Annotated in this window: 22 protein-coding genes; 10 read left to right on the forward strand and 12 right to left on the reverse strand. The window is 70.6% G+C overall.

Features of this window, described 5'->3' with window-relative positions:
• Positions 1-74 precede the first annotated feature (74 nt).
• Together ACLQ27_RS17105 and ACLQ27_RS17110 are read left to right on the forward strand one after the other, a co-directional pair.
• Positions 75-827, forward strand: coding sequence for an SDR family oxidoreductase (locus ACLQ27_RS17105; protein WP_357493918.1), 753 nt, complete (start codon positions 75-77; stop codon positions 825-827).
• Positions 828-911: 84 nt separating this feature from the next.
• Positions 912-1,898, forward strand: coding sequence for an aldo/keto reductase (locus ACLQ27_RS17110; protein ID WP_425867573.1), 987 nt, complete (start codon positions 912-914; stop codon positions 1,896-1,898).
• A gap of 24 nt (positions 1,899-1,922) precedes the next feature.
• Here the strand turns inward: ACLQ27_RS17110 and ACLQ27_RS17115 are convergent, their stop codons facing one another.
• Positions 1,923-2,438, reverse strand: coding sequence for a GNAT family N-acetyltransferase (locus tag ACLQ27_RS17115; RefSeq protein WP_425867575.1), 516 nt, complete (start codon positions 2,436-2,438; stop codon positions 1,923-1,925).
• A gap of 175 nt (positions 2,439-2,613) precedes the next feature.
• Here ACLQ27_RS17115 and ACLQ27_RS17120 point away from each other — a divergent pair, with 175 nt between their 5' ends.
• Together ACLQ27_RS17120 and ACLQ27_RS17125 are read left to right on the forward strand one after the other, a co-directional pair.
• Entirely contained in the window at positions 2,614-3,627 is a 1,014-nt protein-coding gene (locus ACLQ27_RS17120) for an ATP-binding cassette domain-containing protein (RefSeq protein ID WP_357573224.1), read from the forward strand.
• Positions 3,624-4,478, forward strand: a complete 855-nt coding sequence (locus ACLQ27_RS17125; RefSeq protein ID WP_357493910.1) for an ABC transporter permease — start codon at positions 3,624-3,626, stop codon at positions 4,476-4,478. Before ACLQ27_RS17120 ends, ACLQ27_RS17125 begins: the two co-directional genes overlap by 4 nt.
• 107 nt (positions 4,479-4,585) lie before the next feature.
• On the opposite strand, the gene ACLQ27_RS17130 is transcribed toward ACLQ27_RS17125, so the two are convergent.
• Positions 4,586-8,053: an ATP-binding protein gene (locus ACLQ27_RS17130; protein WP_357573225.1), complete on the reverse strand. Its 3,468-nt coding sequence runs from the start codon at positions 8,051-8,053 to the stop codon at positions 4,586-4,588.
• Between the two features lie 114 nt (positions 8,054-8,167).
• Here ACLQ27_RS17130 and ACLQ27_RS17135 point away from each other — a divergent pair, with 114 nt between their 5' ends.
• Together ACLQ27_RS17135 and ACLQ27_RS17140 are read left to right on the forward strand one after the other, a co-directional pair.
• The gene (locus ACLQ27_RS17135; protein ID WP_357573226.1) at positions 8,168-8,617 is read left to right on the forward strand and encodes a helix-turn-helix domain-containing protein; all 450 of its coding nucleotides are present in this window, start codon (positions 8,168-8,170) and stop codon (positions 8,615-8,617) included.
• Positions 8,610-8,978 (forward strand): DUF4180 domain-containing protein, encoded by a 369-nt coding sequence (locus ACLQ27_RS17140; RefSeq protein ID WP_357573227.1) that lies wholly within the window; start codon positions 8,610-8,612, stop codon positions 8,976-8,978. Before ACLQ27_RS17135 ends, ACLQ27_RS17140 begins: the two co-directional genes overlap by 8 nt.
• Here ACLQ27_RS17140 and ACLQ27_RS17145 read toward each other — a convergent pair.
• The 3 genes from ACLQ27_RS17145 to ACLQ27_RS17155 all read right to left on the reverse strand — a co-directional run bounded on the left by ACLQ27_RS17145 (position 8,883) and on the right by ACLQ27_RS17155 (position 11,150).
• Positions 8,883-9,593, reverse strand: coding sequence for a hypothetical protein (locus ACLQ27_RS17145; protein ID WP_357573228.1), 711 nt, complete (start codon positions 9,591-9,593; stop codon positions 8,883-8,885). The genes ACLQ27_RS17140 and ACLQ27_RS17145 overlap by 96 nt on opposite strands.
• 393 nt (positions 9,594-9,986) lie before the next feature.
• Positions 9,987-10,154, reverse strand: coding sequence for a hypothetical protein (locus ACLQ27_RS17150; RefSeq protein WP_357493900.1), 168 nt, complete (start codon positions 10,152-10,154; stop codon positions 9,987-9,989).
• A 24-nt stretch (positions 10,155-10,178) separates the two neighbouring features.
• On the reverse strand, positions 10,179-11,150 hold the full coding sequence (locus tag ACLQ27_RS17155; protein WP_357493898.1) for an S-4TM family putative pore-forming effector: 972 nt from the start codon (positions 11,148-11,150) through the stop codon (positions 10,179-10,181).
• 66 nt (positions 11,151-11,216) lie between these two features.
• Here ACLQ27_RS17155 and ACLQ27_RS17160 point away from each other — a divergent pair, with 66 nt between their 5' ends.
• From ACLQ27_RS17160 to ACLQ27_RS17170, 3 genes are all read left to right on the forward strand, one after another.
• Positions 11,217-12,407: a hypothetical protein gene (locus ACLQ27_RS17160; protein ID WP_357573229.1), complete on the forward strand. Its 1,191-nt coding sequence runs from the start codon at positions 11,217-11,219 to the stop codon at positions 12,405-12,407.
• 119 nt (positions 12,408-12,526) lie between these two features.
• Positions 12,527-13,387: a cellulose binding domain-containing protein gene (locus ACLQ27_RS17165; RefSeq protein ID WP_357573230.1), complete on the forward strand. Its 861-nt coding sequence runs from the start codon at positions 12,527-12,529 to the stop codon at positions 13,385-13,387.
• Positions 13,388-13,578: 191 nt separating this feature from the next.
• Positions 13,579-14,097: a flavoprotein gene (locus ACLQ27_RS17170; RefSeq protein WP_357573231.1), complete on the forward strand. Its 519-nt coding sequence runs from the start codon at positions 13,579-13,581 to the stop codon at positions 14,095-14,097.
• Between the two features lie 75 nt (positions 14,098-14,172).
• Here the strand turns inward: ACLQ27_RS17170 and ACLQ27_RS17175 are convergent, their stop codons facing one another.
• From ACLQ27_RS17175 to ACLQ27_RS17185, 3 genes are all read right to left on the reverse strand, one after another.
• Positions 14,173-16,317 (reverse strand): MMPL family transporter, encoded by a 2,145-nt coding sequence (locus ACLQ27_RS17175; RefSeq protein ID WP_425867581.1) that lies wholly within the window; start codon positions 16,315-16,317, stop codon positions 14,173-14,175.
• A 272-nt stretch (positions 16,318-16,589) separates the two neighbouring features.
• A complete protein-coding gene (locus ACLQ27_RS17180) occupies positions 16,590-17,858 on the reverse strand; it encodes a cellulose binding domain-containing protein (protein ID WP_425867583.1) in 1,269 nt (422 codons plus the stop codon).
• Complete coding sequence (locus tag ACLQ27_RS17185; protein ID WP_425867585.1) at positions 17,855-18,967, reverse strand: ricin-type beta-trefoil lectin domain protein; 1,113 nt, start codon at positions 18,965-18,967, stop codon at positions 17,855-17,857. The genes ACLQ27_RS17180 and ACLQ27_RS17185 overlap by 4 nt, the downstream gene beginning before the upstream one ends.
• 281 nt (positions 18,968-19,248) lie before the next feature.
• On the opposite strand from ACLQ27_RS17185, the gene ACLQ27_RS17190 reads away from it, so the two are divergent.
• On the forward strand, positions 19,249-19,686 hold the full coding sequence (locus ACLQ27_RS17190; protein WP_357493884.1) for a VOC family protein: 438 nt from the start codon (positions 19,249-19,251) through the stop codon (positions 19,684-19,686).
• A 27-nt stretch (positions 19,687-19,713) separates the two neighbouring features.
• On the opposite strand, the gene ACLQ27_RS17195 is transcribed toward ACLQ27_RS17190, so the two are convergent.
• From ACLQ27_RS17195 to ACLQ27_RS17210, 4 genes are all read right to left on the reverse strand, one after another.
• Complete coding sequence (locus ACLQ27_RS17195) at positions 19,714-20,958, reverse strand: hypothetical protein (RefSeq protein ID WP_425867586.1); 1,245 nt, start codon at positions 20,956-20,958, stop codon at positions 19,714-19,716.
• Between the two features lie 140 nt (positions 20,959-21,098).
• Positions 21,099-22,229: an epoxide hydrolase family protein gene (locus ACLQ27_RS17200; protein WP_425867588.1), complete on the reverse strand. Its 1,131-nt coding sequence runs from the start codon at positions 22,227-22,229 to the stop codon at positions 21,099-21,101.
• Between the two features lie 143 nt (positions 22,230-22,372).
• The gene (locus ACLQ27_RS17205) at positions 22,373-22,918 is read right to left on the reverse strand and encodes a WapI family immunity protein (protein ID WP_425867589.1); all 546 of its coding nucleotides are present in this window, start codon (positions 22,916-22,918) and stop codon (positions 22,373-22,375) included.
• Between the two features lie 46 nt (positions 22,919-22,964).
• Positions 22,965-24,125: a hypothetical protein gene (locus tag ACLQ27_RS17210; RefSeq protein ID WP_357573239.1), complete on the reverse strand. Its 1,161-nt coding sequence runs from the start codon at positions 24,123-24,125 to the stop codon at positions 22,965-22,967.
• Positions 24,126-24,231: the final 106 nt, after the last annotated feature.

Consider the following 24,231-nt stretch of genomic DNA (forward strand, 5'->3'; position numbering starts at 1 on the left):
CCAGGGTGGTACCGCCGGTCCCAGGCTCGGCCCGTCCCTGTCCCCAGGCCGTCGCCGGGGTGAGGCTCGACGGCATGACGAACACGATCGCCCTGATCACCGGGGCCAACAAGGGAATCGGCTTCGCCACCGCACGACAGCTCGGCGGCCTCGGGATGACAGTCCTGGTGGGCGCGCGCGACGCCGAGCGGGGTCGGGCCGCCGAGCGGAAGCTGCGCGACGGCGGCGCGGACGCGGTGTACGTGCCACTGGACGTCACCGACGCGGAGTCGGTGACGGCCGCCGCGAAGCGGGTGGAGGCGGAGTACGGCCGGCTGGACGTGCTGGTCAACAACGCCGGCATCGTGCGCGCCGACGGTGCGCGGGGGCTGCCCAGCGAGACGACAGTGGCGACACTGCGTCAGCTGTACGAGACGAACGTCTTCGGGGTGGTGACGGTGACCAACGCGCTGCTGCCGCTGCTGCGCCGGTCGCCGGCGGCGCGGATCGTCAACGTCTCCAGTGAGGTCGGCTCGATCGCGGTGATGACCGACCCGGACGGCGCGCTGTTCGAGTTGACCTCCGTGCCGTACCCGTCGTCGAAGGCGGCGCTGAACATGCTCACCGCCATGTACGCCAAGGAGCTGCGCGACACCCCGATCAAGGTGAACGCGGCGAACCCCGGCTACTGCGCCACCGACCTGAACGGCAACAACGGCTTCCGCACGCCCGAGCAGGGCGCCGAGGTGAGCGTGCACCTGGCGACGCTGCCGGCCGACGGCCCGAGCGGGCTGCTGTGGGGCTTCCAGATGGACGCCGGCGGCGGGTACGGCGTACTCCCCTGGTGAGACGACGGCTTGACCTGGAGCGCACTCCAGCCGCCAGGGTGGTCCTCGGGCGCCCACCGGCAGGGCGCACGAAAGGAGATCCCCATGCGGTACCGCACGATCGGCACCGACCCGGCGACCCGGCGCGAGGTAAGCGTGCTCAGTCTCGGGGCCATGCTGTTCGGCAGCGCCACCGACGAGGCCACCTCGTACGCGATCCTCGACCGGTACGTCGAGGCGGGCGGCACCTTCATCGACACCTCGGACAACTACGCGTTCTGGGTCGACGGCTCGCAGGGCGGCCAGAGTGAGGAGCTGCTCGGGCGGTGGCGGCGCAGCCGGGGCATCGGCGCCGAGATCGTCATCGCCACCAAGCTGGGTGCCCGTCCGTTGACCCCCGGCACCAGCTACCTGGACAACGCCGAGGGCCTGTCGGCGAAGGTGATCCGCGAGTCGGCGGAGCGCAGCCGTGACCGGCTCGGCGTGGAACGGCTGGACCTGCTCTACGCACACATCGAGGACCGCACGGTGCCGCTCGCGGAGACCGTGGAGGGCTTCGCCGAGCTGGTCGCCGAGGGCACTGTCGGCCTGCTCGGGGCGAGCAACCACCGGGCCTGGCGGGTGGAGCGGGCCCGCGCGCTCGCCGCAGCCGCCGGCCTCCCGGGGTACGAGGTGCTCCAGTACCACCACAGCTACCTGCCCCGGCGCACCGACGTGGCCAGCGAACTGGACCCGGACGGCGACCCGGGCGCCGCCGGCGGTGACCTGCTCAGCTACCTGCGCGCCGAGCCGCAGCTGACCCTGGTGGCGTACTCGCCGCTGCTCAAGGGGGCGTTCACGCGGGCGGACAGGCCGCTGGGCGCGGAGTACGACCTGCCGAGCGCGCCCCGGCGGCTGGCCGCCCTGCGGGAGGTGGCCGGGCAGACCGGCGCGACGGTGAACCAGGTGGTGCTCGCCTGGTTGCTGGGCGGTGACCTGCCGACGATTCCGCTGGTGGGGGCCTCCTCGGTGGCCCAGCTCGAGGAGAGCCTGGCCGCTGTGGAGCTGGAGTTGACCGCCGAGCAGCGGCACCGCCTCGACACCACCTGGTGACCCGCGGCGACCGCCCCGCCGACCTCAGTCGTCGGTCGGCGGGGCGGTCAGGTCGAGCTGCCAGTCGTTGGCACGCATCAGGTGCCCGGGTGGGTACTCGAAATTCGTCTCTCCGAGCAGAGTGAAGCCCGCCTTGCGGCAGACCGCGTTCGAGGCGGGGTTGTCGACGGACGGGTACGCGTGCGCGTAGCGCCGGTCCCGTCGGGCGCGAACCACGTCGAGAGCCGCGCGCACCGCGCCGGTGGCCAGCCCCATTCCCCGGTACGCGGGCAGCACCGCCCAGCCCAGCTCGTACACCTGTCGGTCGCGCCACTCGCGGGCCCAGTAGCCGACGCTGCCCGCCCGCGCGCCGTCCGGCAGTACCACTGTGAACATGCACCCCTGCCCGCCCTCGGCGAAGTGCACGTACCTGTCGTGGCGGGCGAGCACCTGCTCGTCGGTCTCCGGGCCGCCGGTGTGCCTGCGCGTGTCAGGTGAGTTGAGCTGCCGCAGCAGGTCGAGATCATCCTCGTGCCACGGTTCGATGCGTACCTGCGTCATTCCGCCCCCCTCGTCGACCCCAGTCAAGCCGATCCCACCGACATTCCGGCCCGGAACAGCGCCCGCTAGTTCCGATCTAGCGGGCGGGCGGTCGTCACCTCGCGCCCTGTGGTGGGCGGCGTCGTTGACCTCACCGACCACGACGTCGCCGGCCATCGGACGAGAGGTAGGGATGATGAACAGACGCTCCACCGGCCTGGCCATCGAGGCAGAGGGGCTCACCCGTTCGTTCGGGGAGACCCGGGCGCTGGCCGGCATGGACCTGCGGGTGCCCGCCGGCACCGTCTACGGCCTGCTCGGCCCGAACGGGGCGGGCAAGACCACAGCGGTCCGGGTGTTGGCGACGCTGCTGCGCCCCGACGGCGGCACCGCCCGGGTTTTCGGGCACGACGTGGTCACCGAGGCGGACAAGGTCCGCAGCCGGGTCAGCCTCACCGGCCAGTACGCCTCCGTCGACGAGGACCTGACCGGCACGGAGAACCTGGTGCTCCTGGCCCGCCTGCTCGGCCTGCGCAAGCCGGCCGCCCGCGAGCGCGCGGCGGCGCTGCTCGCCGCGTTCGGGCTGACCGAGGCGAGCGACCGGCAGGTGAAGAAGTACTCCGGTGGGATGCGGCGGCGCATCGACATCGCCGCGAGCATCCTCAACACGCCTGACCTGCTCTTCCTCGACGAGCCGACGACGGGTCTCGACCCGCGCAGCCGCAACCAGGTGTGGGAGATCGTCCGGGCTGTGGTGTCGCACGGCACTACGGTGCTGCTGACCACGCAGTACCTCGACGAGGCCGACCAGCTCGCCGGGCGGATCGCCGTCGTCGACCACGGCCGGGTGATCGCGGAGGGCACCCCGGGCGAGCTGAAGTCGTCGGTCGGCTCCGGCACCGTCCACCTGCGACTGCGCGACCCCGGTCAGCGGCCGCAGGCCGAAAAGGTGCTCCGCGAGGCCCTCAACGTGCCCGTGCAGCTCGCCGCGGATCCGGTCGCGTTGACCGCCCGGGTCGGCGAGGCGGGCAGCGACCTCGACGCCAGCGCGCAGGCCGCCCGCGCGCTCGGTGACCTGGCCCGCGCCGGCATCGTCGTCGACAACTTCTCCCTCGGTCAGCCGAGCCTGGACGAGGTCTTCCTGGCCCTGACCGATCATCCGGCCGTGTCGGCCGACGAGCGCGACGACGAGCTGGAGGCAGCCCGATGAGCGACACCACCACCACTACCGAACGGGCGCCGTCGGTCTACGTACCGTCCGCCGAGGCGCTGGCGACAGTCCTCGCGCCGGGCGCGCGGCCGGCCCGACCCAGCGCACTGGGGGCGTCGCTCACCTTCGGCTGGCGGGCCCTGCTGAAGATCAAGCACGTGCCGGAGCAGCTCTTCGACGTCACCGCGTTCCCGATCATCATGGTGCTGATGTTCACGTACCTGTTCGGCGGCGCCCTCGCCGACAGCCCGCGTGACTACCTGCAGTTCTTCCTGCCCGGCATCATGGTGACAAGCGTCGTGATGATCACCATGTACACCGGCGTCGGCCTGAACACCGACATCGAGAAGGGCATCTTCGACCGCTTCCGGACGCTGCCCGTCTGGCGGCCGGCCGCCCTGGTCGGCATGATCTTCGGCGACGTGCTGCGCTACGTCCTCGCCGCCCTGGTCATCCTCGGCGTCGGGTTGGCGCTCGGCTTCCGACCCGCCGGCGGCGTCGTCGGGGTGGCCAGCGGCATCGGGCTGCTGGTGATCTTCTCGTTCGCGTTCTCGTGGGTGTGGACGTTCTTCGGACTGATCCTGCGCAGCGAGAAGTCGGTGATGGGGGTCAGCATGATGGTGCTGTTCCCGCTGACGTTCCTCAGCAACGTCTTCGTCGAGCCGAGCACCATGCCCGGCTGGCTCCAGGCGTTCGTGAAGGTCAACCCGGTGACGCAGCTGGTGGCCTCGGTGCGCGCGGTGATGGCCGGCGAGTCGGACCCGTCCGCCACGATGTGGCTGCTGGTGTGGAGCGTCGGCTTCGTGCTCGTCTTCGGCACGCTGACCATGTACAAGTACAACCGCCGCTGACCCCTCCCGTCCCCTACCGCCGCGATCTTGCACTTGCTGCCCCGACAAGAGTGGCGAAACCCCCTATTTCGGGGACCGAAAGTGCAAGATCGCGGCGGTGGGGTGGGTTAGAGGCGCCAGGGTGGGCGGGTCTGCGGGAGGTAGCGGCAGGTGGCGCCGGTGGTGACCGAATCGCGCAGGTGGTTGGCGAGCGCGGGATGACGGTCGTCGAGCTTGCGTAACGTGTCGCGGATCCGCGCGGTGACCGTCTTGCGGGCGCGTTCGGCCTCGTCGCCCAGGCGTCGGCTGCGGCCGGCCAGCCCCGCCGCGGCGCGCAGCTCGTCGAGCAGCGCGCCGCGCTCGGCGTCCAGCGCGACCACCTTCGCCTCGTCGCCGCGTGCGGCGGCGCGGTCGATCTCGTCGTCGAGGCGGGTCAGGTGCCGCCGGTAGCGGGCCTTCGCCTCGTCGTCGAGGACCGGATCGCCGCCCATCCGGCGGGCGGCCGCCAACACCGGCCCGGCGGCCGGATCGAGCAGCTCCACCGCCGGCACGTCGCTGCCGGGCCGACTCAGCAGCAGCTGCAGGTCGTGCAGGCCCTTGGCGTCGGGCAGATGCGCCACGACTCCGGCGTACGCGAGCCGCCAGACCGGACCGTCGCGTCGAAAGGCGTACCCCTCGGTCGTCGAGTCGGGCAGCGTCACCTCACGCCGCCCGACGACCTGGCCCACCTCGAAGGTGCGGCCCGGAAGGCCGACCCGGTCCGGCCCCGCGTCGTCGCCCCGGCCGGCGACGCGGTCCGGCCCGGCGGTGCGACCCGGCCCGGTGGTCCGGCCCGGCTCGGTGGTCCGGCCCGGCTCGGCGGTGCGACCCGGCTCGGCGGTGCGACCCGGCTCGGTGCTGCGGCCCGGACGGCCGACGTGGTTTGGCCCGGCGTCGTCGCCCCGGTCGGCGACCTGGTCCGGCTCGGCGTCGGCCGTTCCCGGGACGGCGAGCCGCAGGAGCACCTGTCGCATGCCGAGGGCGGTGGCCTCCCGTGCGGTGGTGGCGCGCAGCTCGGCACGCGTCGCGGCGTCGCCCGGGTGGTCGCGGCCGGCCAGGGCGTTCACCAGCCCGGCGCGAGCGATGAGCGACCAGGGGCGGAAGCCCATCCGGTCGGCGGCCTCGCGGGCCGCGGTGAATCCGGCGATGGCGTCGTCCCAGCGTTCCTCGGCGGCGTCGACCACGGCGAGCCAGTGGTCGACGGGCCCACTGATGTCGCAGCCGAAGAGCCCGACCGCCCACTGCCCTCGGTGCGGGGCCAGCGCGGCACGCGCGTCGCGGCAGCGTTGCGGATCGCGGGACGCGGCGGCGGCCTGCGCCCGCAGGCGCAGCCACAGCGGTGACACCGGGCGCGGGTAGTGGATGTCGGCGGCCTCGATGACGGCGGTCAGCCGCACCGCCGTCTCGTCGTCGCCGCGCTCGGCCGCCGTGATCGCGGACAGCAGCTCCCGGTAGGGGTAGTCGGTCGGCGCCCATTCGTGCAGCAGCGCGTCGATCTCGTCGAACCGCCCCTGCAACAGCAGCCGGGCCCAGCGCAGGTGATGACCCATGAAGGCGAACTCGGCGTGCCCTGGGTCGGACAGGTCGGTGATGACGGTGAACCGCTCGTCGGCCTCGGCGAAGTCGCCCCGGAACGCCGCGATGATCCCGCCGTCGACCGCAGCCGCCATGCGGGGACGGGCCAGGTCGCCCTGCTGACCCACGGTGACGAAGGCGGTGAACTCCTCGACGAACCCGGGGTCGCCCAGCTCCAGCAACGCCACCCAGCGCAGCGAGGTGGCCCACAACTCGGTCTCCCGGTCGCCCGAGCGACGGGCCACCTCCCTGATCTCGGCGGTGAGCGCGGCTCGCGCCGCCGCGGTGCCCAGACCCCAGGTGGTGTCGTGACGCGCCCACAGGCTGAAGGTGAGCGCCTCGTCGTCACGGCCGGAACGCGCGATGGTCTCCGTAGCGGTGATCAGATCGGCCACCAGCGTGGCCACCGACGCGGTGGCCGACGGCTCGCCGATCAACCGCTGGTACGCCTCGCGCACCAGGTTCGCGGTGTCGACCGAACGGATGGTGTCGACCTGGCGCGACCGGTGCACGGTGAGCGCGACGCGGGCCAGCAGCAGCGGGTCGTCGAGGGTGCGGGCCAGCGTCGCGGCCTCGGCGAGCAGGCGTACGGCCTCGTCCCGACCGGCGTGGTGATATTGCACCTCACCGAAGTCGACGAGCAGCCGGACCCGCTGCGCCGGGTCCTCGACGATCTCCAACGCCCGGCGGAAGTGCACCCCGGCCTCGTCGGCCGCGAGCCGGGCGAACGCGTCCCGCCCGGCGGCGACCAGCAGCTCGACGACCCGGGCCCGGTCGAGCGACGGGCCGGCCAGGTAGGCGTGTCGGGCCAGGTCGGCCGGGATCAGCCGGTCGGTCAGGGCCGTCGGCGGGTCCACCGCACGGACCACCGCGGCATGGCGGGCCTGCCGGTCGTCGGCGGTGAGCCCGTCGTAGAGGGTCTCCCGGACCAGGTCGTGGGCGAAGGCGAACCGGCCACTGCTGCGAGCCACCACCAGCCGGGCGGTCACCGCCTGGTCGAGCAGCCGGTCGACCTGGGCCGCCGGAGCCGCCGCGCTGGCCGCCAGGACCTCCCGGTGGAACTCACGGCCGAGCACGGCGGCAACGGTCAGCGCCTCGACCACCGTCGCGGGCAACTGGTCGAGCCGCTGGCGCACCGCCTCCCGTACGCCGGGCGCGATGGTGCCGGTCGTGCCGTCGGCATGCCACAACCGGGCGGTCTGTTCGACGAAGAACGGGTTGCCGCCGGTACGCCGGTGCACCTCGTCGACCAGGTCGGCGTCGGGCTCCCGTCCGGCGGTACGCGCCATCAACGCGGCCACCTCGTCGCGGGCGAGGCCGGTGAGGGTGATCGTGGTGGCCTTGGCGACCAGCGGCATCAGCAGCGGACGCAGCGGGTGCTCGCCCGCCTCGACCTCCGCGTCGCGGTACGTGCCGATCAGCAACAGCCGCTCGAACCAGGTGTGCTGCGCGGCGAACGCCAGCAGCCGCAGCGAGGCCGGGTCGGCCCAGTGCAGGTCGTCGAGGACGACCACCACCGGCCGGTGTGCCGAGACCGCGACCAGCGCGGCGGTCACCGCGTCGTACAGGGCGAACGCCTCCTGCTCGGCGACGTGGCTGCCGCCGGGCGGAGCGGTCCAGGTGGCGGCGAGGCCGGGCACGTCACCGCCGGTCTCGCCGAGCAGGGCGGCGAGGGCCGGCTCGGCGTCCGGTCGGGCGAGCGCCCAGTCGTCGGCGGAGCGGCGCAGGGCACGCAGGACCTGCACCCAGGGCCAGTAGCCGGGGGCGCTGTCGGAATCCCAGCAGGCCGCACCGAGCACGAGCGCGCCACGCTGGCGGGCCTCCCGCGCCACCGACGTGACGAGGGTGGTCTTGCCGATGCCCGGCTCGCCGGTGACCAGGACGAAACCGCCGTGGCTCGTGGCGGCCCGATCCAACTCGGCGCGCAGCAGACCCGCGGGGTGATCCCGCCCGATGATGGCGTCGCCGACCCGCGCGTCCATGGTTCCCAGACGGTACTGGACCCCACCGACGCTGAGCGTCTCGCTGTGACTGCCAACAAGCAACGGCTATCCCATGAATCCCTATCCTTCCCCATGGGGTTAGGATAGGGAACGATGACGGAAGAAATGTACTCGGTGGAACAGGTTGCTGACCGGCTCGGCCTGCACGTGCGGACGGTGCGCGGCTACATCCGCTCCGGCCGGCTGCGCGCCGTGCGGATCGGCAAGCAGTACCGGATCGCCGCCAGCGATCTCGACGCGTTCACCGGACGGCCGCCCGCCCCCAACGTGGCCGGCCAGGCGGAGGTGTCGAGCATCGTGCAGATCGACGGTGTCGACCGGGCCGCCGCCGACCGGCTCGGCACGCTCGTGCTGGCCAGCGTCAACACCGGACACGACCCGGCCCGGCCGCTGCGGGTGCAGACCGTGCACGACGATGACCGCCGCCGCCTGAAGATCATCATCCTCGGCGACCCCGCCGGCACCGCAGAGGTGCTGCACCTGCTCGACGCCGTCCTCAACGCCGACAACGGCCTGATCGACCGGGAGGTCCACGATGCCTGACGAGATCCAGGAACGCGCCGGGGTGCCGGTGCTGGTCTGCGACCCGGCCGGCCCGATCGTCGCCACCGAACAGGACGCGCTGGACCTGATCGGCGCGGCCTTCGCCGGCGCGCAGGTGGTGGCCGTGCCCGCCAACCGACTCGACGAACGCTTCTTCTCGCTGGGCACCCGCTTCGCCGGCGACGTGATGCAGAAGTTCGTCAACTACCGGCTGCGCCTGGCCATCGTCGGTGACATCTCGGCACACCTGGACGACAGCTCGGCACTACGGGCTCTGGTGCACGAATCGAACCAGGCCGGGCACATCTGGTTCGTCCCCGACCTCGACGCCCTCGACGAGCGCCTCCGCGCCACGGCGTAGTGCCATCTCCACCGCGTCCGCTTCCACACCGTGGCTGTTGGCCTGCTCGGCCGCCCAGCGCAGATAGGCCAGCCACTCCTCGGCCGACCAGCCGTTTGGCCGGTGGACACCGGCTTCCGCGGGAAGACGGCTGGCCACGACGCGGTCGAGAACCAACGGCTGCACCCCGCCGACGCCACGCCGGTAGCCGACGAAGTAGAGAACCTTGGTGACCAGGCCCGGCCCCAACCACGGCAGCCGAGCCTGGTCGGGGTCACGCAAGCGCCGGTACGCCCTACCCAGCGCAACGTCGTCGGGCGTCGGCCCCGACACGCCCTCGAGCGCGTACGCCAGGCGCGTGCCCTGCGGGTCAGCGGCGAGCGACCTGGCGGCACGCCACGGCCCGTAGCCGATCGGCCCGTAGGCCCAGGCCAGCACGGCGGCCAGCAGTTGCCGCGCGCTCGCCGACCCGGCCCGGTACGCCTCGGCGACCGCAAACGCGTCCCGCCGCCAGATCACGCCGGTCGACGGGAGGCTGTCGGGCCAGGCATCCGGCGGCAGCCCACCCCGCCAGCGGTCGACGCGAACCGCCACCGGGACCTCATCCGACACCATCACATCTCCGGTCACCTGCATGGCCGCCCCCTTTCGATCCTGCGCCTGCCGTCGGACGCTACGGACGGGGACGCCCACCTGCGGACCGCTGACGCCATATCGCGGTATCAACCGGGAGCGGGCTCACGACTAGCCGCCCGGCGACCGGGTACGCGTGCCGCATGGGTAGCCACAAGCAGAACAAACACGACAGTGGTGGCGAGTCGGCGCGAGGTCGGCGCCATCCGGGCAGCGGCGCTCCGGGCCGCCAGGGTTCGACAGTTGAGCATTCGCCAGACCAACGGCACCGCCGTACAGCGACCGGCCCCGCCGGCACCGAACGCGACCAGGGCCGGGCCAAGGTCTCCGGCGACGGACGGATCCAGCGCCAAGGCGGTTCGTGAGCCGAGTCCCATAGCCTCCCGGAAGGCGACGTCAGCCGGTGCGAGCCGCCGGCGGGCGAGCGCCCAGCAACTCGGCGAGGCTCACCATCGCGGCCTGGAAGCCGACCCGGTCGGCGGCATGGAACCGTCGGAAGAACCAGCCGGGTACGCGGGCCTGCCTTTGCCGAGTGTGAAAGAAGCGGTGCTCAAACGCGTACACGACTCGGACTCGACTTCACCTGAGTTATGGATTCCGTCTCTCAGGGAGCGGGGACATCAGGCCAGGATCACCTGTTACGCCATCAGTGCCGCCCGGAGGGGCGAGCGCCATCGCCAGCCGCTGAACCGGAGCCCGGAAGTCGATCTCGTCATTGCCATAGAAGGCACGGTAGAAGATTCCACTGGGCGCTCGCGGGGCCTGGCAACGTGTCCTGAAGAGCACATCTTGCACCTGCCGCGACAGCAATATCAAGTCGGCGTCCGGCAGCGCTCCAGCGGCCTTCGTCGCAGCCTTCAGGACCTCCTCCTCCGCAAATACACACGCACGTTCGCGATCTTTCGCGATCGCTCGTTGCTGACGAACAACATCTATCCCCAGCAATAGCCCACCCAGCGATGGAATGTACCATCGCAGCACGATTTCACCTACAGTAAAATCGCCGATAAATCCCACTACCGCGCCAGCGAGGGTCCACACCAACAAGACTCCCTGAATCACGTTCGCGTACCGCCGTCGAATCCTCGAACCCCATCCGAGATTCTGGATCTGACGAGCGAGGACGTTGAAGGGACGCGGAAGGTTCGGCACGTGATCCCAGTCATCGGAGATTTTCCGTCTCGCAAACTTGCCGCTCAGCCGACTGACATCTTCCGAGCGAACCACGGGGCCCGCAAGGACCGTGTTCCAACCCAACCCGAACAGCTCCGCTTCGAACATCTCCTGGAGCTTGGCAGCGCGATTTAACTCCATCTCGACCCATGATGCGAGACCAATCGAATACACACCCGCCCACACAGCACCGAGCACGGTTATCCATGCTGCGGGAAGTGCTGTCACGGTGACCACCGCACCAGCTACGGCAATAACCGCCGACAACGCGAGCCGAACACTCGCTAGAACGCGAACTCGCGCGTGTGAAACCGACATGGCCTTCAGCGTCGTCAGCGCCGAAGGCGTGATCTGAGCTTTGACGAACAGGGGCTCAGGCGGAGGCATGCGGGCACTATACCGAGCGACTGCAGGATTGAGGATTGCCCGAAGACCTGAGTAACATCGGTGCCGATGAACCAGAAACTCGGTCAATACGCCGCTGACCTGGACCGATATGTTGGCGACTCAGAGGTGCTGCGGGCTCTCGAAGCGTGGGCACAAGATCAATCGCTTGCCGTAGACGTTCCCGGAGTGCCTTGGCGCCGACGTGGCGGCAGTGGAGCACTGCTGGTGCGGCTCCAGATCACCTCCAGCCGGAGGGCCGCCAAGCCGACTGACACGTTGATGAAGGTCTGCGCCCAGGGAAGCCCAGCGAACGAGCCAGAGAATCATGAACGAGCCTGGCTAAACGCACCAGCGTTCGCAGGTCAGCATCTCTTCATGCAACTCTTTCCTCCGGTTGCCATGAAGGACGGACGCACCATCATGTTCCTGGAATCGCCCAAGGCTTTTCTGGACGCCAGGACATTGGGAGAATTGCCGACTACTCTCCAGCGGGAAGCGGCCACGGCAACCATCCGACTAGTTTTCCGAGAATGGAACAATCCTGGGAGTCTCAGACGGATAACCACCTCCGCCAGGAGCTTCATCCGCCTCGAATTGGGCTGCACACCGCAAGAAGATGATGCCGCCGGGACGCGGATCGGTCAAACCGGCCCCTCGTACACCCAAAGCGACGCGGCCGACCCGGTGATTCAAGTAGGCATGCTGCCATCGGGGCTGCTTCAGCGTCTGGCCGGCAGATCCCACCTCCGCGCCAAGTCAGTCGAGTACATATCAGGGCACAGCCACGGAGACCTGCACCTAGACAACATTCTTGTACCTCCGACAATGGATCCGAAGGTCACGGCTCACGATATCCGCCTTATCGATCTCTCCGGATACAATCCGTCTGCCCCCCTGTCACGAGATCTGGCCGCCCTCCTCCTCTCTTCCGTCCTGTCGGCGGTTCGAGATGGAATGCCCGATTCGCAAAGCAAAGCCCTCACCCATGCACTGCTGAAAGAAAGCCCGACGGTGACTTCAGCAGCAGATGAGTCGACCTCCACTCTTACGGTTCAAGCGATACGCGCCGCAGCTGTTGGCTGCTTAGACCCATTCCATCGTCAGATTTTTCATAAGCAATACCTGCTCTCGCTGCTATCCCAGTCACTGCTTTACACTTCGTACAGCAACGTTGGCCGGTCAGGCCATCATTGGTATCTGAACTTAGGCGCCAGAGCCGCAGATGCCTACACCGAGGCTCAGCCGTATTCTAAATAGACACAAGTCCTGAACCAGCGCCAAGTGCGAAAGACCCGAGGCAGTCAGCTCGCCGGGCGCTGACGCCGCCAGGTGGGAAAATCTGATAGACCTTCGTTAATCACAGTTACGATTCGGCCATGCGTGCCCGCCGCGTCACCGCCGTCGTCGCCCTCGCCGTGCTGGCGAGCCTGCTCACCGTCGCCTCCGCCCGCGCCGACGACACCCCGGCGCTGACCACCCCCGGCAGCCCGACGGTGCTGGCCAACGAGCCACACCAGCTCACCCTGACCTGGGCGCCGGCCGCCTGGGCGGGTGAGCCGACCGGCGACGGTCCGATCAGCTACGAGGTGCAGGCGCCGCTGGGCCCCTACACGTACCGCCTCCTCGGCACCACCACCGCCACCACCCTCATGCTCACCGACCTGGCGCCCGGCACGACGTACCGGATCGCGGTCGCCGCCCGCGCGCCCGGCGGCTACTCCGACAGCTCCCCCACGACGACCGTCCGCACCGCCGCCGGCCGGGCCACGGTCAGCTACCGCAACCTGGACTGGTCACCGACGAACAACCAGATCCAGTACGTCCTCCAGGTCACCAACACCGGCGGCGGGCCGCTCGACCTGAGTACCGTCCGGGTGCGCTACCATCTGCGCTTCGAGGGCGGCAACACCTCGCTGGTGACCAACTGCGACTGGGCCGCGCTGGGCTGCGACAAGGTCCGGCAGACAGTGCTGTTCTTCGTCCCGCCGGGGACGCCGCCCGGCTATCCGGTCCCGGGCACCACGATCCCCGGCTGGGTCGAGCTGACCTTCACCGGCGGGACGCTCGCCCCGGGCGCGTCGACCGGGCCGATCCAGCTCCGCCACCACCGGCACAGTTGGAGCGACATCGACGAGCGCGACGACCCGAGCTGGCTCGCTCCCGCAGGCCAGTGGACCGAGAACGACCGGATCACGCTGGACGTCGACGGGGTCCGCGAATTCGGCGACACGTTCTGACGCGATCGCGAGTCAGCGGGTGAAGGTGACCGGCGTGTGGACGTGGGCGGCGGGAAAGCCGAGGGACCGCAGACGCGACCGGACACCGGCCAGCATCGCGGGCGGACCGCACACGTTGACGGACGCGTGCCGCGAGGACCCGGGTCGTCTCCCGCCGATCGAACGTCGTCCGGCTCGGGCAGACTGCGGTCATGACGGAACGCCCGGTGCTGTATCTGGTGGTGTGCGCCGCCGGTCCCGCTGAGCACATCGACGAGCTGGTCGACCTGCTGATCGCCGACGGGTGGCAGGTGTGCATGATCGTCAGTCCCACCGCCGCGCCGTGGCTCGATCGGGCGGCGTTGCAAGAAAAGACCGGCTATCTCGTACGCGTCGAGTGGCGCATGCCCGGCGACCCGGAGCCGCACCCGCCGGCCGACGTGGTGGTGGCCGCGCCGGTCACGTTCAACACGGTGACGAAGTGGGCGCTGGGCATCAATGACACGCTGGCGCTCGGCGTGCTCAACGAATCGCTGGGCGCGGGCCTACCGATCGTCGCCTTTCCACACGTCAAGGCGGAGCTGGCCCGTCACCCGGCGCATGCGGGCCATGTGCGGGTGCTGCGCGCAGCGGGTGTTGTCATCGCCGACGGTAGAGTGCTCAGCCCGAGGCAGGGATCGACTCCGTGGAGCGCAGTCGTCGAGGCAATACGCTCGATTCGCCCTTCTTGAACCCTGTCCGGCGCCAGGCGGTGGGTCGGGGATAGTCGTGTCGAATTCGACTCGAATCCTGCCGTCGCAGTGCCACTAGCCCGGCTGGTCGACGGCACGGGCGTGTCGCCCGCTGGTCGGCCGCTCGTCGCCGTGCCCCGGCCACCACGCCTTGTGCCCGATCAGCGCGGTCAGCGCGGGAACGAAGAACATCGACATGACGAACGCCGACAGCACGATGCCGATCGCCACCGCGAAGCCCATCTGCTGCAGGAACGAGATCGGCGCGAGCAGCAGCACCGCGAACGTCCCGGCCAGGATCAGTCCTGCTGCCGCGACCGTCGGACCGGCGTGCTGCACGCCGATGGCGGCTGCCTCATGCGGCTCGCTGCCTTCCCGCGCTTCCTCGCGTAGTCGGGCGATCATCAGGATGTTGTAGTCGGTCCCGATGGCCACGACGAAGAGGTAGAGGATGATCGGCAACTGGAAGGTGACACCTGGCTCGCCTTGCAGCCCTTGGAAGAGGTAGACGGTGGCGCCCAGCGTGGCGGCGAAGTTGAGCAGCACCGCAATCACGAGGTAGATCGGCGCGACCAGGCTGCGCAGCAGCAGCGCGAGGATGAGCGCGATCAGGCCGGCCGCTACCGGCAGGATCACCGACAGGTCGCGGTTGTTCGCCGAGTTGATGTCCGCGAAGATCGCGGTGGTCCCGCCGACCAGCGCCCGGGTGCCAGGCGGCGCCGACGCGTGCACGGCGCCGCGCAGGTCCTCGCGGACGAGGGTGATCGCCTCGTTGGAGACCGGGTTCTCGTTGAGCAGCAGGTTGACCCGGGCCACACTCGGGTCGGTGCTGCGCTCCGGAGGCTGCGCCTGACCCACACCCGGGGCTTTCGCTACGGCTGCAGCAAAGTCGTTGACCTGTTGCTCGGTCAGCGGCGACCGGTTGGTGGTGGTCAGGTAGACCTCGGTCGGGGCGAGCGCACCGGCGGCGAACCCGCGCTGGAGGTCCTGGGCGGCCTTCGCCGACTCGGTGTCCTGTGGGAAGCCGGCGCTGAAGTCGTAGTCGGCCTTGTAGCTCAGTACGCCTGCGGCGAGCGCGACCAGGATGACGCCGGAGATCGCCGCGACGAGTGCCGGCCGGCGCCCGACTGTGGTGCCGAGCCGGTGGGACAGGGTGGCCTTGGGCGTACGCTGCCACGCCTTCGACGGCCAGAAGACGTACCGGCCGAGCAGGGAGACGACTGCGGGGACGAGGGTGAGCGAGGTGACAAGCATGACGCCGACCGCGATGGCGAGCGCCGGGCCGAGCGAGCCGAAGAAGCCCAGGGAGGCGAGGAGCAGCACGAGGAACGCGACGATTACCGCTCCGGCGGCCGAGGTGATGACCTCGCCCACCCGCTGGACGGTGACGATCATCGCGGTGCGCTTGTCGTCGCCGGCCCGCAGTCGCTCCCGGTAGCGGAAGAGCAAAAACAGGATGTAGTCGGTACCGATGCCGAACAGCACGATCAGCAGGATCGTCTGCAGGTCCTGGCTGACACTGAGATCGAATGCCTTGCCGGCGGCGGCGACGAGACCGGTCGTGATGCTCAGGACGACGCCGACGACCACCACGGGCAGCAGTGCGGCGATGGGACTCCGGAAGATGATCAGGATCAGTCCGATGATCAGGATGATCGTCGCGATGCCGACCACGGCGAAGGCGTTGTTGAAGGTGTCCTCGTTGTCGACGAAGCTCGCCACGTCGCCGGCCACGCCCGCGGACAGTCCACTGTTCGCCAGCTCCGGGCCGATGTCCGCCCGCAGATCGCGGACGGCGTCGAGCAGCGTCGGATCGTCAGGGGTGGGGGCGTCCAGCCCGACGTTGATGATCTGCACCGACTTGTCCGGCGCCACAGCTGGCGGACCGGTCAGGTAGCCGGACGTGTGCGGGATGTTCCTGGCCTTGAGCGCCTGGGCGAGCTGGCCCACCTTCGCCTCATCCGCCGGCGTGAGTTTCTGACCGTCGGCGCGCTTGACCACGATGACGGCGGTCGCGGTTGCCTGCTGCGGAAACGCCTTCTGCCCGAGCTCGGTGGCCTGTACGGACTCGTACGAGCGGGGCAGGAAGCTCTCCTGATCCGCTGAGGTGATGTCGCTCAGCGATGGCGTGGTGGCGATGATGGCGGCCGCCGCCAACACCCACCCGGCGATCACCCACCACGCTCTGCCCACAACGAATCTGCCCAGCCGCTCGAACATGGTTTCCCCCGTACGTTCGACACCACCGTCGTCTGGGCCTGGAGCGCCCAGGGCGGACACCCCATCACTCTTGTGGGTGGTCTTCACTACCCGCTGTGCAGATTACCGTCGCCCGCCACTCCTTTTCGGATGCATGGCCTTCAAGGACCGCGGGAGTTTCAGCTAGGTCGGCGAGCCTCGCCGCGCACCTCGACGCTTGCCGCCGAGGGCGCGGCGATCCACAGGCGGCTCCGATCGGAGCCGTACGACCCGCGGTTACGTCCTACGACTGCTCACGGGCTGGCGCAGGTCGGTGACGCGTTTGCTGGCGTACCGGAACCGAGGAAGCCGAAGGTCGTCGTACCGCCGGGGGCCAGCGACCCGTTGTAGGAGACGTTGCGGACGGTCGCGGTCGAACCGCTGGTGCTCAACGTGCCGTTCCAGACCTGACTGATGCTCTGGCCGTTGCCGAGGTTCCACGTGACGGTCCAGCCGTTGACGGCGGCGGTGCCCGCCGTCACGGTCACCTCACCCTGGAAGCCGCCGGACCACGAGTTGACCGTGCGGTACGTCGCGGTGCAGGCAGCGCCGGAGGGCGGCGGCGTGGTCGGCGCACTGGTGGTGGGCGGAGTGGACGTGGGCGGGGTCGTCGTGGGCGGGGTGGTCGTGGGTGGTGACGTCGGCCCGTCCGGCGGCACCAGGGGGCAGGTGGCGTTGTACCGCGAGACGCCGGTGCTGTCGGCCAGTGGGCAGAGGAACTGCGTGTAGCGGGTGTCGTTGTCCAGGAACGTCTTGAGCCAGGGGATCAAGAGTCGCATCTCGGTGGGGTTCGACCTGGTGAACGAGAGGTGGTCGTTGCCGGCCAGCTCCGCCCAGGCATGTTCCACTCCGGCGGGCAGGGTGTTGTAGATGCCCTGCACGTAGGAGGGCGTGACAGTGCCGTCGTTCTGTCCCGACAGGAGCATGGTGGGGACCTGGGTGGTGGACATGTTCAGGTTGTTGCCGGGCGTACCGGGTGCGAGGCCGACCGCCGCCTTCAGGGTCGGCCGCCGGAGGGCGGCGAGGAGGGTTCCCGCTCCGCCCGCCGAGTGGCCCATGACGCTCAGCCGGTTGGGGTCGACCCGGTTGCGGATCGGGCTGGTGCGGGTGAGGTAGTCCAGCGCCGCGAGCAGCTGGGTGGCGCGGGCGTCGGCGCCGTCGGTGCGGCTGTTGGTTTCGATGCCGATCACCACGAAGCCGAAGGACGCCAGCCAGGGGCCCATCCAGGCTTCCTCGTTGGCGAACAGGGCGGAATAGCCGGGGACTATCGCTACCGCACCCCAGGTGCCCTGGCTGGTGTCGGTCGGGTAGTAGACGTACCCACCGTTGAAGCCGTTGCCGGCGGGCACCGTCGCCTGGGTCGTGGCGAACGGGCCCCGGGTGGCGGCGACGCTGGCCAGGGTCGGATCCGGCCCCCGCTGGTACGGGCTGTCCGCGGCGGCCGCGTCCCGTGTCGCTGTCGCCATCGCCAGGCCGAGGACCAGCGCGAGCGTGGCCGTCAGCCATCGTGTTGGCTGCTTCATCGACGGCTCCACTGCTGGTTGGCCTGGCCGGTGCAGGTCCAGAGGACGAGCTTCGTGCCGTTGGCGGTGCCCTGGTTGTACGGGTCGAGGCAGAGGCCGGACTGCACGCCGGTGATGGTGCCGTTCGTGTTGACGTTCCACTGCTGGTTCGTCCCGCCGTGGCAGTCGTAGATGGTGACCTGGGTGCCCGGGAAGGTGCCGTTGCCGGCGGCGTCGAGGCACTTGTTGCCGTAGACGGTCAGCGCCTTCATGGACGTGTAGGTCCACTGCTGGTTGGTGCCGCCGTGGCAGTCCCACAACTGCAGCTGGGTGCTGTTGGTGGTGGAGGCGCCGGGGACGTCGACGCACCGGCCCGACCGGGTGCCGACGATCGTGGTGGTCTGTCCGCCGCCGCTGCTCGGGTTGCCGATGCTGCCGGGCACCGACTGCAACGCGCTGTACCAGCGGGCGGCCATCTTGTCGTAGCCGCTGGCGGTGGGGTGGACGCCGTCGATCAGGTCAGAGGTGCTGAGCGCGCTGTACATGTCGACCAGGTGCACCCGCTTGCCGGCGCTGACCTTGCTCTGGACGATGCCGGGGATCGCCGCGTTGAAGGTACGGGCGGCCGCGTTCTGGCCGCTGTTCGAGATCGGGATGATCTGCGCCACGAACACCTCGGCGGTGGGCACGGTGCTGGTGATCTTGTCGATCAGGGTGGAGAGCCGGTTCGGCGCGGTGCTCACGTTGTAGTTCTGCAGGATGTCGTTGGTGCCGATGTGCAGCAGGACGGTCTGCGGTCGCTGGGTGTTCAGCCAGCCGACGATGTTGGCGTCGATCTGGTCGATGCGCCAGCCGGGGTGCCCCTGGTGGTCGTGGTCGCCCAGGCTGGCCGGCCCGTTGAACTGCGATCCGACGAAGTCCACCGTGTACCGCCCCGCGGCGAGACGCTGCCAGAGCCCGATGCGGTACCCGCCGGGCACCTGGGTGCCCTCGGTGATGGAGTCGCCGAGCGGCATCACCCGCACTCCACCGTTGGATTCCGCGTTGGCCGGTCCGGTGGGTGTCACCACCGAAGCAACCACGACACCGAGCGCGGCGAGCGTCGCGAGCCATCGTGCCCTCGTTCGCATAGCTTTCTCCCCTGGATTGGTCGAGCTGGCCGAGGGCATGGGCCGACCGGTAGGGCCGCCACGGGCGGCCGGCAACCGTCTGGGATCGGGGCCGGCCGGACCGAGCAGCCGCCGGCTGCCGGGCGTTCACCCGGCGCGCGCCGATCGTCACGTCGGCACGGCGTCACTGCCTCAGCACTGGGACGAGTGTGAGCGTTAACAGCGACGATTGTAGATACATTGGATTGCTCTGGTCTACCGGCAACGTCGGCTGCCGAGGGATCGCGCGTTAGGTTACGAAGATGGAGCAGCGGATCAGCCTGATCACCCTCGGCGTCTCGGACCTGCCACGCGCCAAGGCCTTCTACGAGCACCTCGGCTGGCGCGGCCAGGAGGTCGAGGGGACCGTCTTCTTTCAGGCCGGCGGCCTGGCCCTCGTCCTGTGGAGCCGCGACAAGCTGGCCGCCGACGCGGACGTTCCCAACCCGGACACCGGTGGCTTCGGCGGAATGACCCTGGCCCAGAACGTCCGCTCGCGGGCCGAGGTGGACGAGGTGATGGCCACCGCCGGCGAGGCCGGCGCCGAGGTGACCCAGCCGGCGCGCGAGACGTTCTACGGCGGCTACGCCGGCTACTTCGCCGACCCGGACGGTCACGTCTGGGAGATCGCCTGGAACCCCGGCTTCACGCTCGGCCCGGACGGCTCGCTCACCCTCCCCGACTTCGGCACCACGGCCTGACCCGCCCCCAGCGGCAGCGGCGGCGGATCACGGCCCGGTCGGCGGGCAGAGCAGCCGGTCCACAAGCGGCAGCAGGGTGTCCAGGCACACCGTCAACAGGGCGGGATCGGGTGTCGTGGTTGGCGAGGGCGACGGTGCGCCGGGCCGGGCCGCGGTGGGCGGGTCGGTAGGCGTCATCGCGCTGGCCGACGGTTCGGGAGCGCTGGAGGGCGTCGGCACGCTGGATGGCGGCGGTTCGATGGACGGCGGCGGCTCGGTGGACGGCCGCGGAGCGGTGGACGACTGCGGAGCGGTCGCCGGCACCGGCGCAGCAGCCGCGACGGCGGACGGGACCGGCGCGGCGGGCCGCAGCGGTTCGGCCGCCGGAGGCCGTGCCGGCTCGGCCGGCCGGGCGGGCGGAACCAGGGCCGGCGGTGCCACCAGGACGGCGGGCACCCGCAGCGGGGCGAGCACACCGGTGTTCCGCGCGGCCGGTTCGACTGTCGCCGCTTCCGCCCGCCGCATCGGCCCGGCCTGCTGCGGTCCCACGGCACCGGGGCCCAGTGCCGCGAACACCACAGTCGCGACGGCGGCGACAGCGAGCACCCGGCGGTCGGGGCGTACCGCAGTCAGCGGCGCGTCGGCCGGCCCGACCGTCGGCGGCGGCACGGGCGGGGATGCCTGGTGCGCGGCCAGCAGGGCGTCGAGCTGCGCGGTGACGGCGGCACGATCCCCGGCGGCCGAGGCGGCCGCGAGGGTGAGATAGAAGCGGAAGTTCACGGCGGTGCCGGCCGGGACCAGCAGCCCGGAGAGTCGGCCGTGGTCGTGCAGCAGGGTGACGGGCACGTCGGGGTGGTGGGCGGCGCCGAGCAGGTCCGCGTACCGCCACTCGCGCCGGTGCTCGTGGCCGGCGAAGGCCACGCGATGGCTGGTCACGACGGCAAGGCCACTGTCGACGGTCCGCAGGCCCGGAGGCACTGCCGCGTCGGTGGCTTCGGTGAAGGCGCAGCCGCCGGGCGTGGGCAGGCCGGCGACGTGCCGGGCCTGGGCCTCGACGAGCTCTGCGACGGGTACGACCCGGAAGACGAGTTCGTCGACGTCGAGGTCGACGGGGAGGCCGGTTCGTGGCCGCGTACACCCGAGGAACCCGGCGGCTTCGATCCGTAGCCGGACCAGGTGGTCCCCGCGTCGGCGCCAGGCGGCGGTGGCGTCGCGGTACGCGCGCCGACGGCGCTCGTTCTCGCGCTCGGCCCAGGCGAGCCGCCAGGAGGGAGGTGCCAGCAGTGCGGTCACGGTCACACGCGGTACAACCGCTCACGTACGTGACAGGCAACGCGCGTCGAATCGATGTCTCCCGTTGCGCCCGAAAGGAGAGAATTGACGGACGCCGACGGCTGCTCCGGCAAAGAACCGGAGCAGCCGCCGGGACAGGGCTACTGCCGCAACGAGGTGAAGAAGGCCCTCAGCTCACCGGCGAGCAGGTCCGGTTCCTCCAGCGGCATGAAGTGCCCACCTCGGCCGGGTTCGCTCCAGTGCCGGATGTCGGTGCAGGCCCGCTCGGCGATCTCGCGCGGGAAGTTGGCCTGCGAGGGTTCGGTGCTCACCGTGAACGCGGCGGGCACGGTGATGGCGGGTCGTGGGGTGTTGTGATCGAAGTCGACGTACTGCCGGAACGACGAGCCGATCGTGCCGGTCACCCAGTAGAGCGTGATGATCGTGAGCAGCGTGTCGGTGTCGAAGCTGTTCGACAGGTCGCCGCGGTTGTCGCTCCAGTCCCGGTACTTGTCGACGAGCCAGGCGGCCAGCCCGGCCGGGGAGTCGGCGAGCGCCGCCGCGAGGGTGTCCGGCCGGGTGCCCATGATGGCGCTGTAGCCGCCGTCGGTCTCGTCGTACGCGGCCTCGGCGTCCAGAAACGCCTGCTCGGCCGCCGACAGCGGTTGGCCGTCGAAGCTGGCCGGGAACGGTGGATGGATCATGTGGATGCCCGCCACCTGCTCCGGGTAGAGGGCACCGAGCCAACCGGCGACGACCCCGCCGACGTCGCCGCCGAAGGCACCGTACCGCTCGTAGCCGAGCACGTCGGTCATCAACTCGTGCAGCGTCCGGGCGAGGACCGCCCGGGTCAGCGGCACGTCGGGCAGCTCCGAGTAGCCGAAGCCGGGCAGTGAGGGCACCACCACGTCGAACGCGCCCCCGAGCGGGCCGGTCAGCCGGTCGACCAGGGGCAGCATCTCGACGAAGCTGCTGGGCCAGCCGTGGCTCAGGAGCAACGGCGGCGGCGCGGGCGTACCGGCCGGGCGGTCCGCGCGGACATGCACGAAGTGCAGCTTCCGACCGCCGACGAGTGCCAGGTACTGGGGGTACGCGTTGAGCGCGGCCTCCCGGGCACGCCAGTCGAACCCGTCGTGCCAGTAGGACACCAGGTCCCGCAGGTAGTCGGGATCGGTGCCGCCCTGCCACTGTCGGTGGCCGCTGCGGTCGGTGAAGCGGGTGCGGGCCAGTCGGGCCCGCAGGTCGTCGAGGACCGCATCGGACACGTCGATGCGGAACGGGGAAACAGACATTGGTCCTCCGATGAAGGAGGGCGCACTCCCCGACGCGAAGACGTCAGCTGCGGGGGACGGACGAGAAGGGCGCCCAGACGTGACAACTGGTGTTCACGGGGCTCACCTCCTTCTCGTCGCTGACGTGGATCACCGTACCCCGGTCAACCCGCGCGCCGCCGACGGGGCAGCGGGCCGAGCAGTGGACCGTCGGCCGGAAACCGCGACCGGGTACGCGGCGGGTACGCCTCGCAGTGCCCGGCCCACTGGTCGGCGGCGACGGCGAGGGCGTCCGCGGAGACGGTGAGGACGAGCGGATAGACGGCGTTGGCCGGCCGGCGCATCCACGGGGGCAGTGACTCGGCGGAGAACTCGACTGTCAACTCCAGCCGGCGACGGCGGATCGCCCGGGTGCGCAGGGCCAGGTTGGGTTCGGTGAAGCGGACCAGCGCCGGTGGCGGGGTCGGACCGCCGGCCGCCATCGCCTGGCCGTGCAGCCAACTGCCGAGCGCGCGGGCCTCCTCGACCATGAGGCTCGGGTAGTGGTGCGACCAGGTCTGGCCGTCGGCGGTGCGGGCGTCCACCTCGATGAGCAGCCAGTCCTGCCAGCCCGGCGCGGCCCGCTCGGGATCGTCGGGCGGGTCGATGCCGGGCTGGTAGCCGACCGGGCGGATCCGCACCCGGGCACCATCATCGGACCGGATCTCCACCCGATCATTCTCGCCGACCGAAGCGGACAACAACCCCCAAATCAGGTTACTGAGAGATGGTCCGCCGGACGCCCCGATGGTCCGCGCACGCGCCCGCCCGGCCACCGGTCAGGCTGACCGAGCCGTCCCGGCACTGGACCAGATAGCCCCGGCCCGCCCAGAACTGCGGCACGCAGTCGAACCAGTCGCAGACCTCGGCGGCCGGCCGGCGGATCCGGGTTCCGGCACAGAAGTCGTACCCGAGGGGATTCTCCGGCGCCCCGCAGCGCGGCCCGGCGGTCGGGGTGGACGACGGGCGCGGCGACAGCGGGCGCGGCGACGACCGCTTCGGCGCGGTGGTGTGCGCCGGCGGCGGGGAGGCCGGGCGCAGCAGCGCGGGAAGCGCGCTGGGGGTCGGCGCCGGCGTGGCCGCCACCGCGACCTCCGCGCCTCCGGTCGGGTCCGACGGGTTCGAGTCGAAGAGCGCCGCCGGCACCAGCAACGCGATCCCCGCGGCCACCGCGATGGTCCGACGACCGCCGGGAACGAGTGCGGAGAGCCGGGCCTGCGCCGGTGTGGTCACCGCCGGCCGGAACGGCTTGAGCTGGCCGTGCTCCGCGATCAGCTCGTCGAGCTGGGCGAGCACCGCGGCGCGCTGCTCGATCGCGTCGGCGAAGGCCAACGTCAGCTTGAACCGGAAGTCCGCCGCCGCGTCGGTGGGCAGCAGCAGTCCGGAGGTACGCCGCCGGTCCAGCACCTGGATCAGGGTCACCGGCGCCGCCGGGTCGTGCGCCAGGCCGGTCATCCGGCCGTACGCCCAGTCACGCCGGCCGCGCCCGCCGAGCAGGACCAGCCGACGGCTGGTGATGACGGCCATGCCGGCGTCGGTGACGCGTACGCCGTCGGGCCGGCGTGGGCGCAGCGGCGCTGCCGGCGCGGCGACCGTCAGGTCCGGTGCGGGCAGCACTGTCGTGTGTCGTACCTCGACCAGTTGCGCGGCGGGCAGTGCCCACAGCACCACCTCGTCGTTGGCCAGCTCGAGTGGGAGGCCCGCGCCGGCCGCCGCCGAGCCCTGGAAGTCGGCGGCCAGGGCGCGCAGCCGCCGTAACTCGTCGTCGCGTCGCCGCCAAGCCTTCTCGGCGCCGCGGTACGTGCTGACCCGCCGCACGTTCTGCCGCTGCGCCCAGCGGTACCGCCACGTGGAACCCGTCGATTCAGTCTTTGCCACGCCGACTCCTTCGCCGCGCAGGCCACCAATCCGGGGTGCACTCGAATTAACAGCGTTGACGGTCGACCGGGACACGCCACGACGGACGAACTATCCGAACGGCGGA

This window comes from Micromonospora sp. DT63 (genome assembly GCF_049841615.1).
GTDB lineage: Bacteria > Actinomycetota > Actinomycetes > Mycobacteriales > Micromonosporaceae > Micromonospora.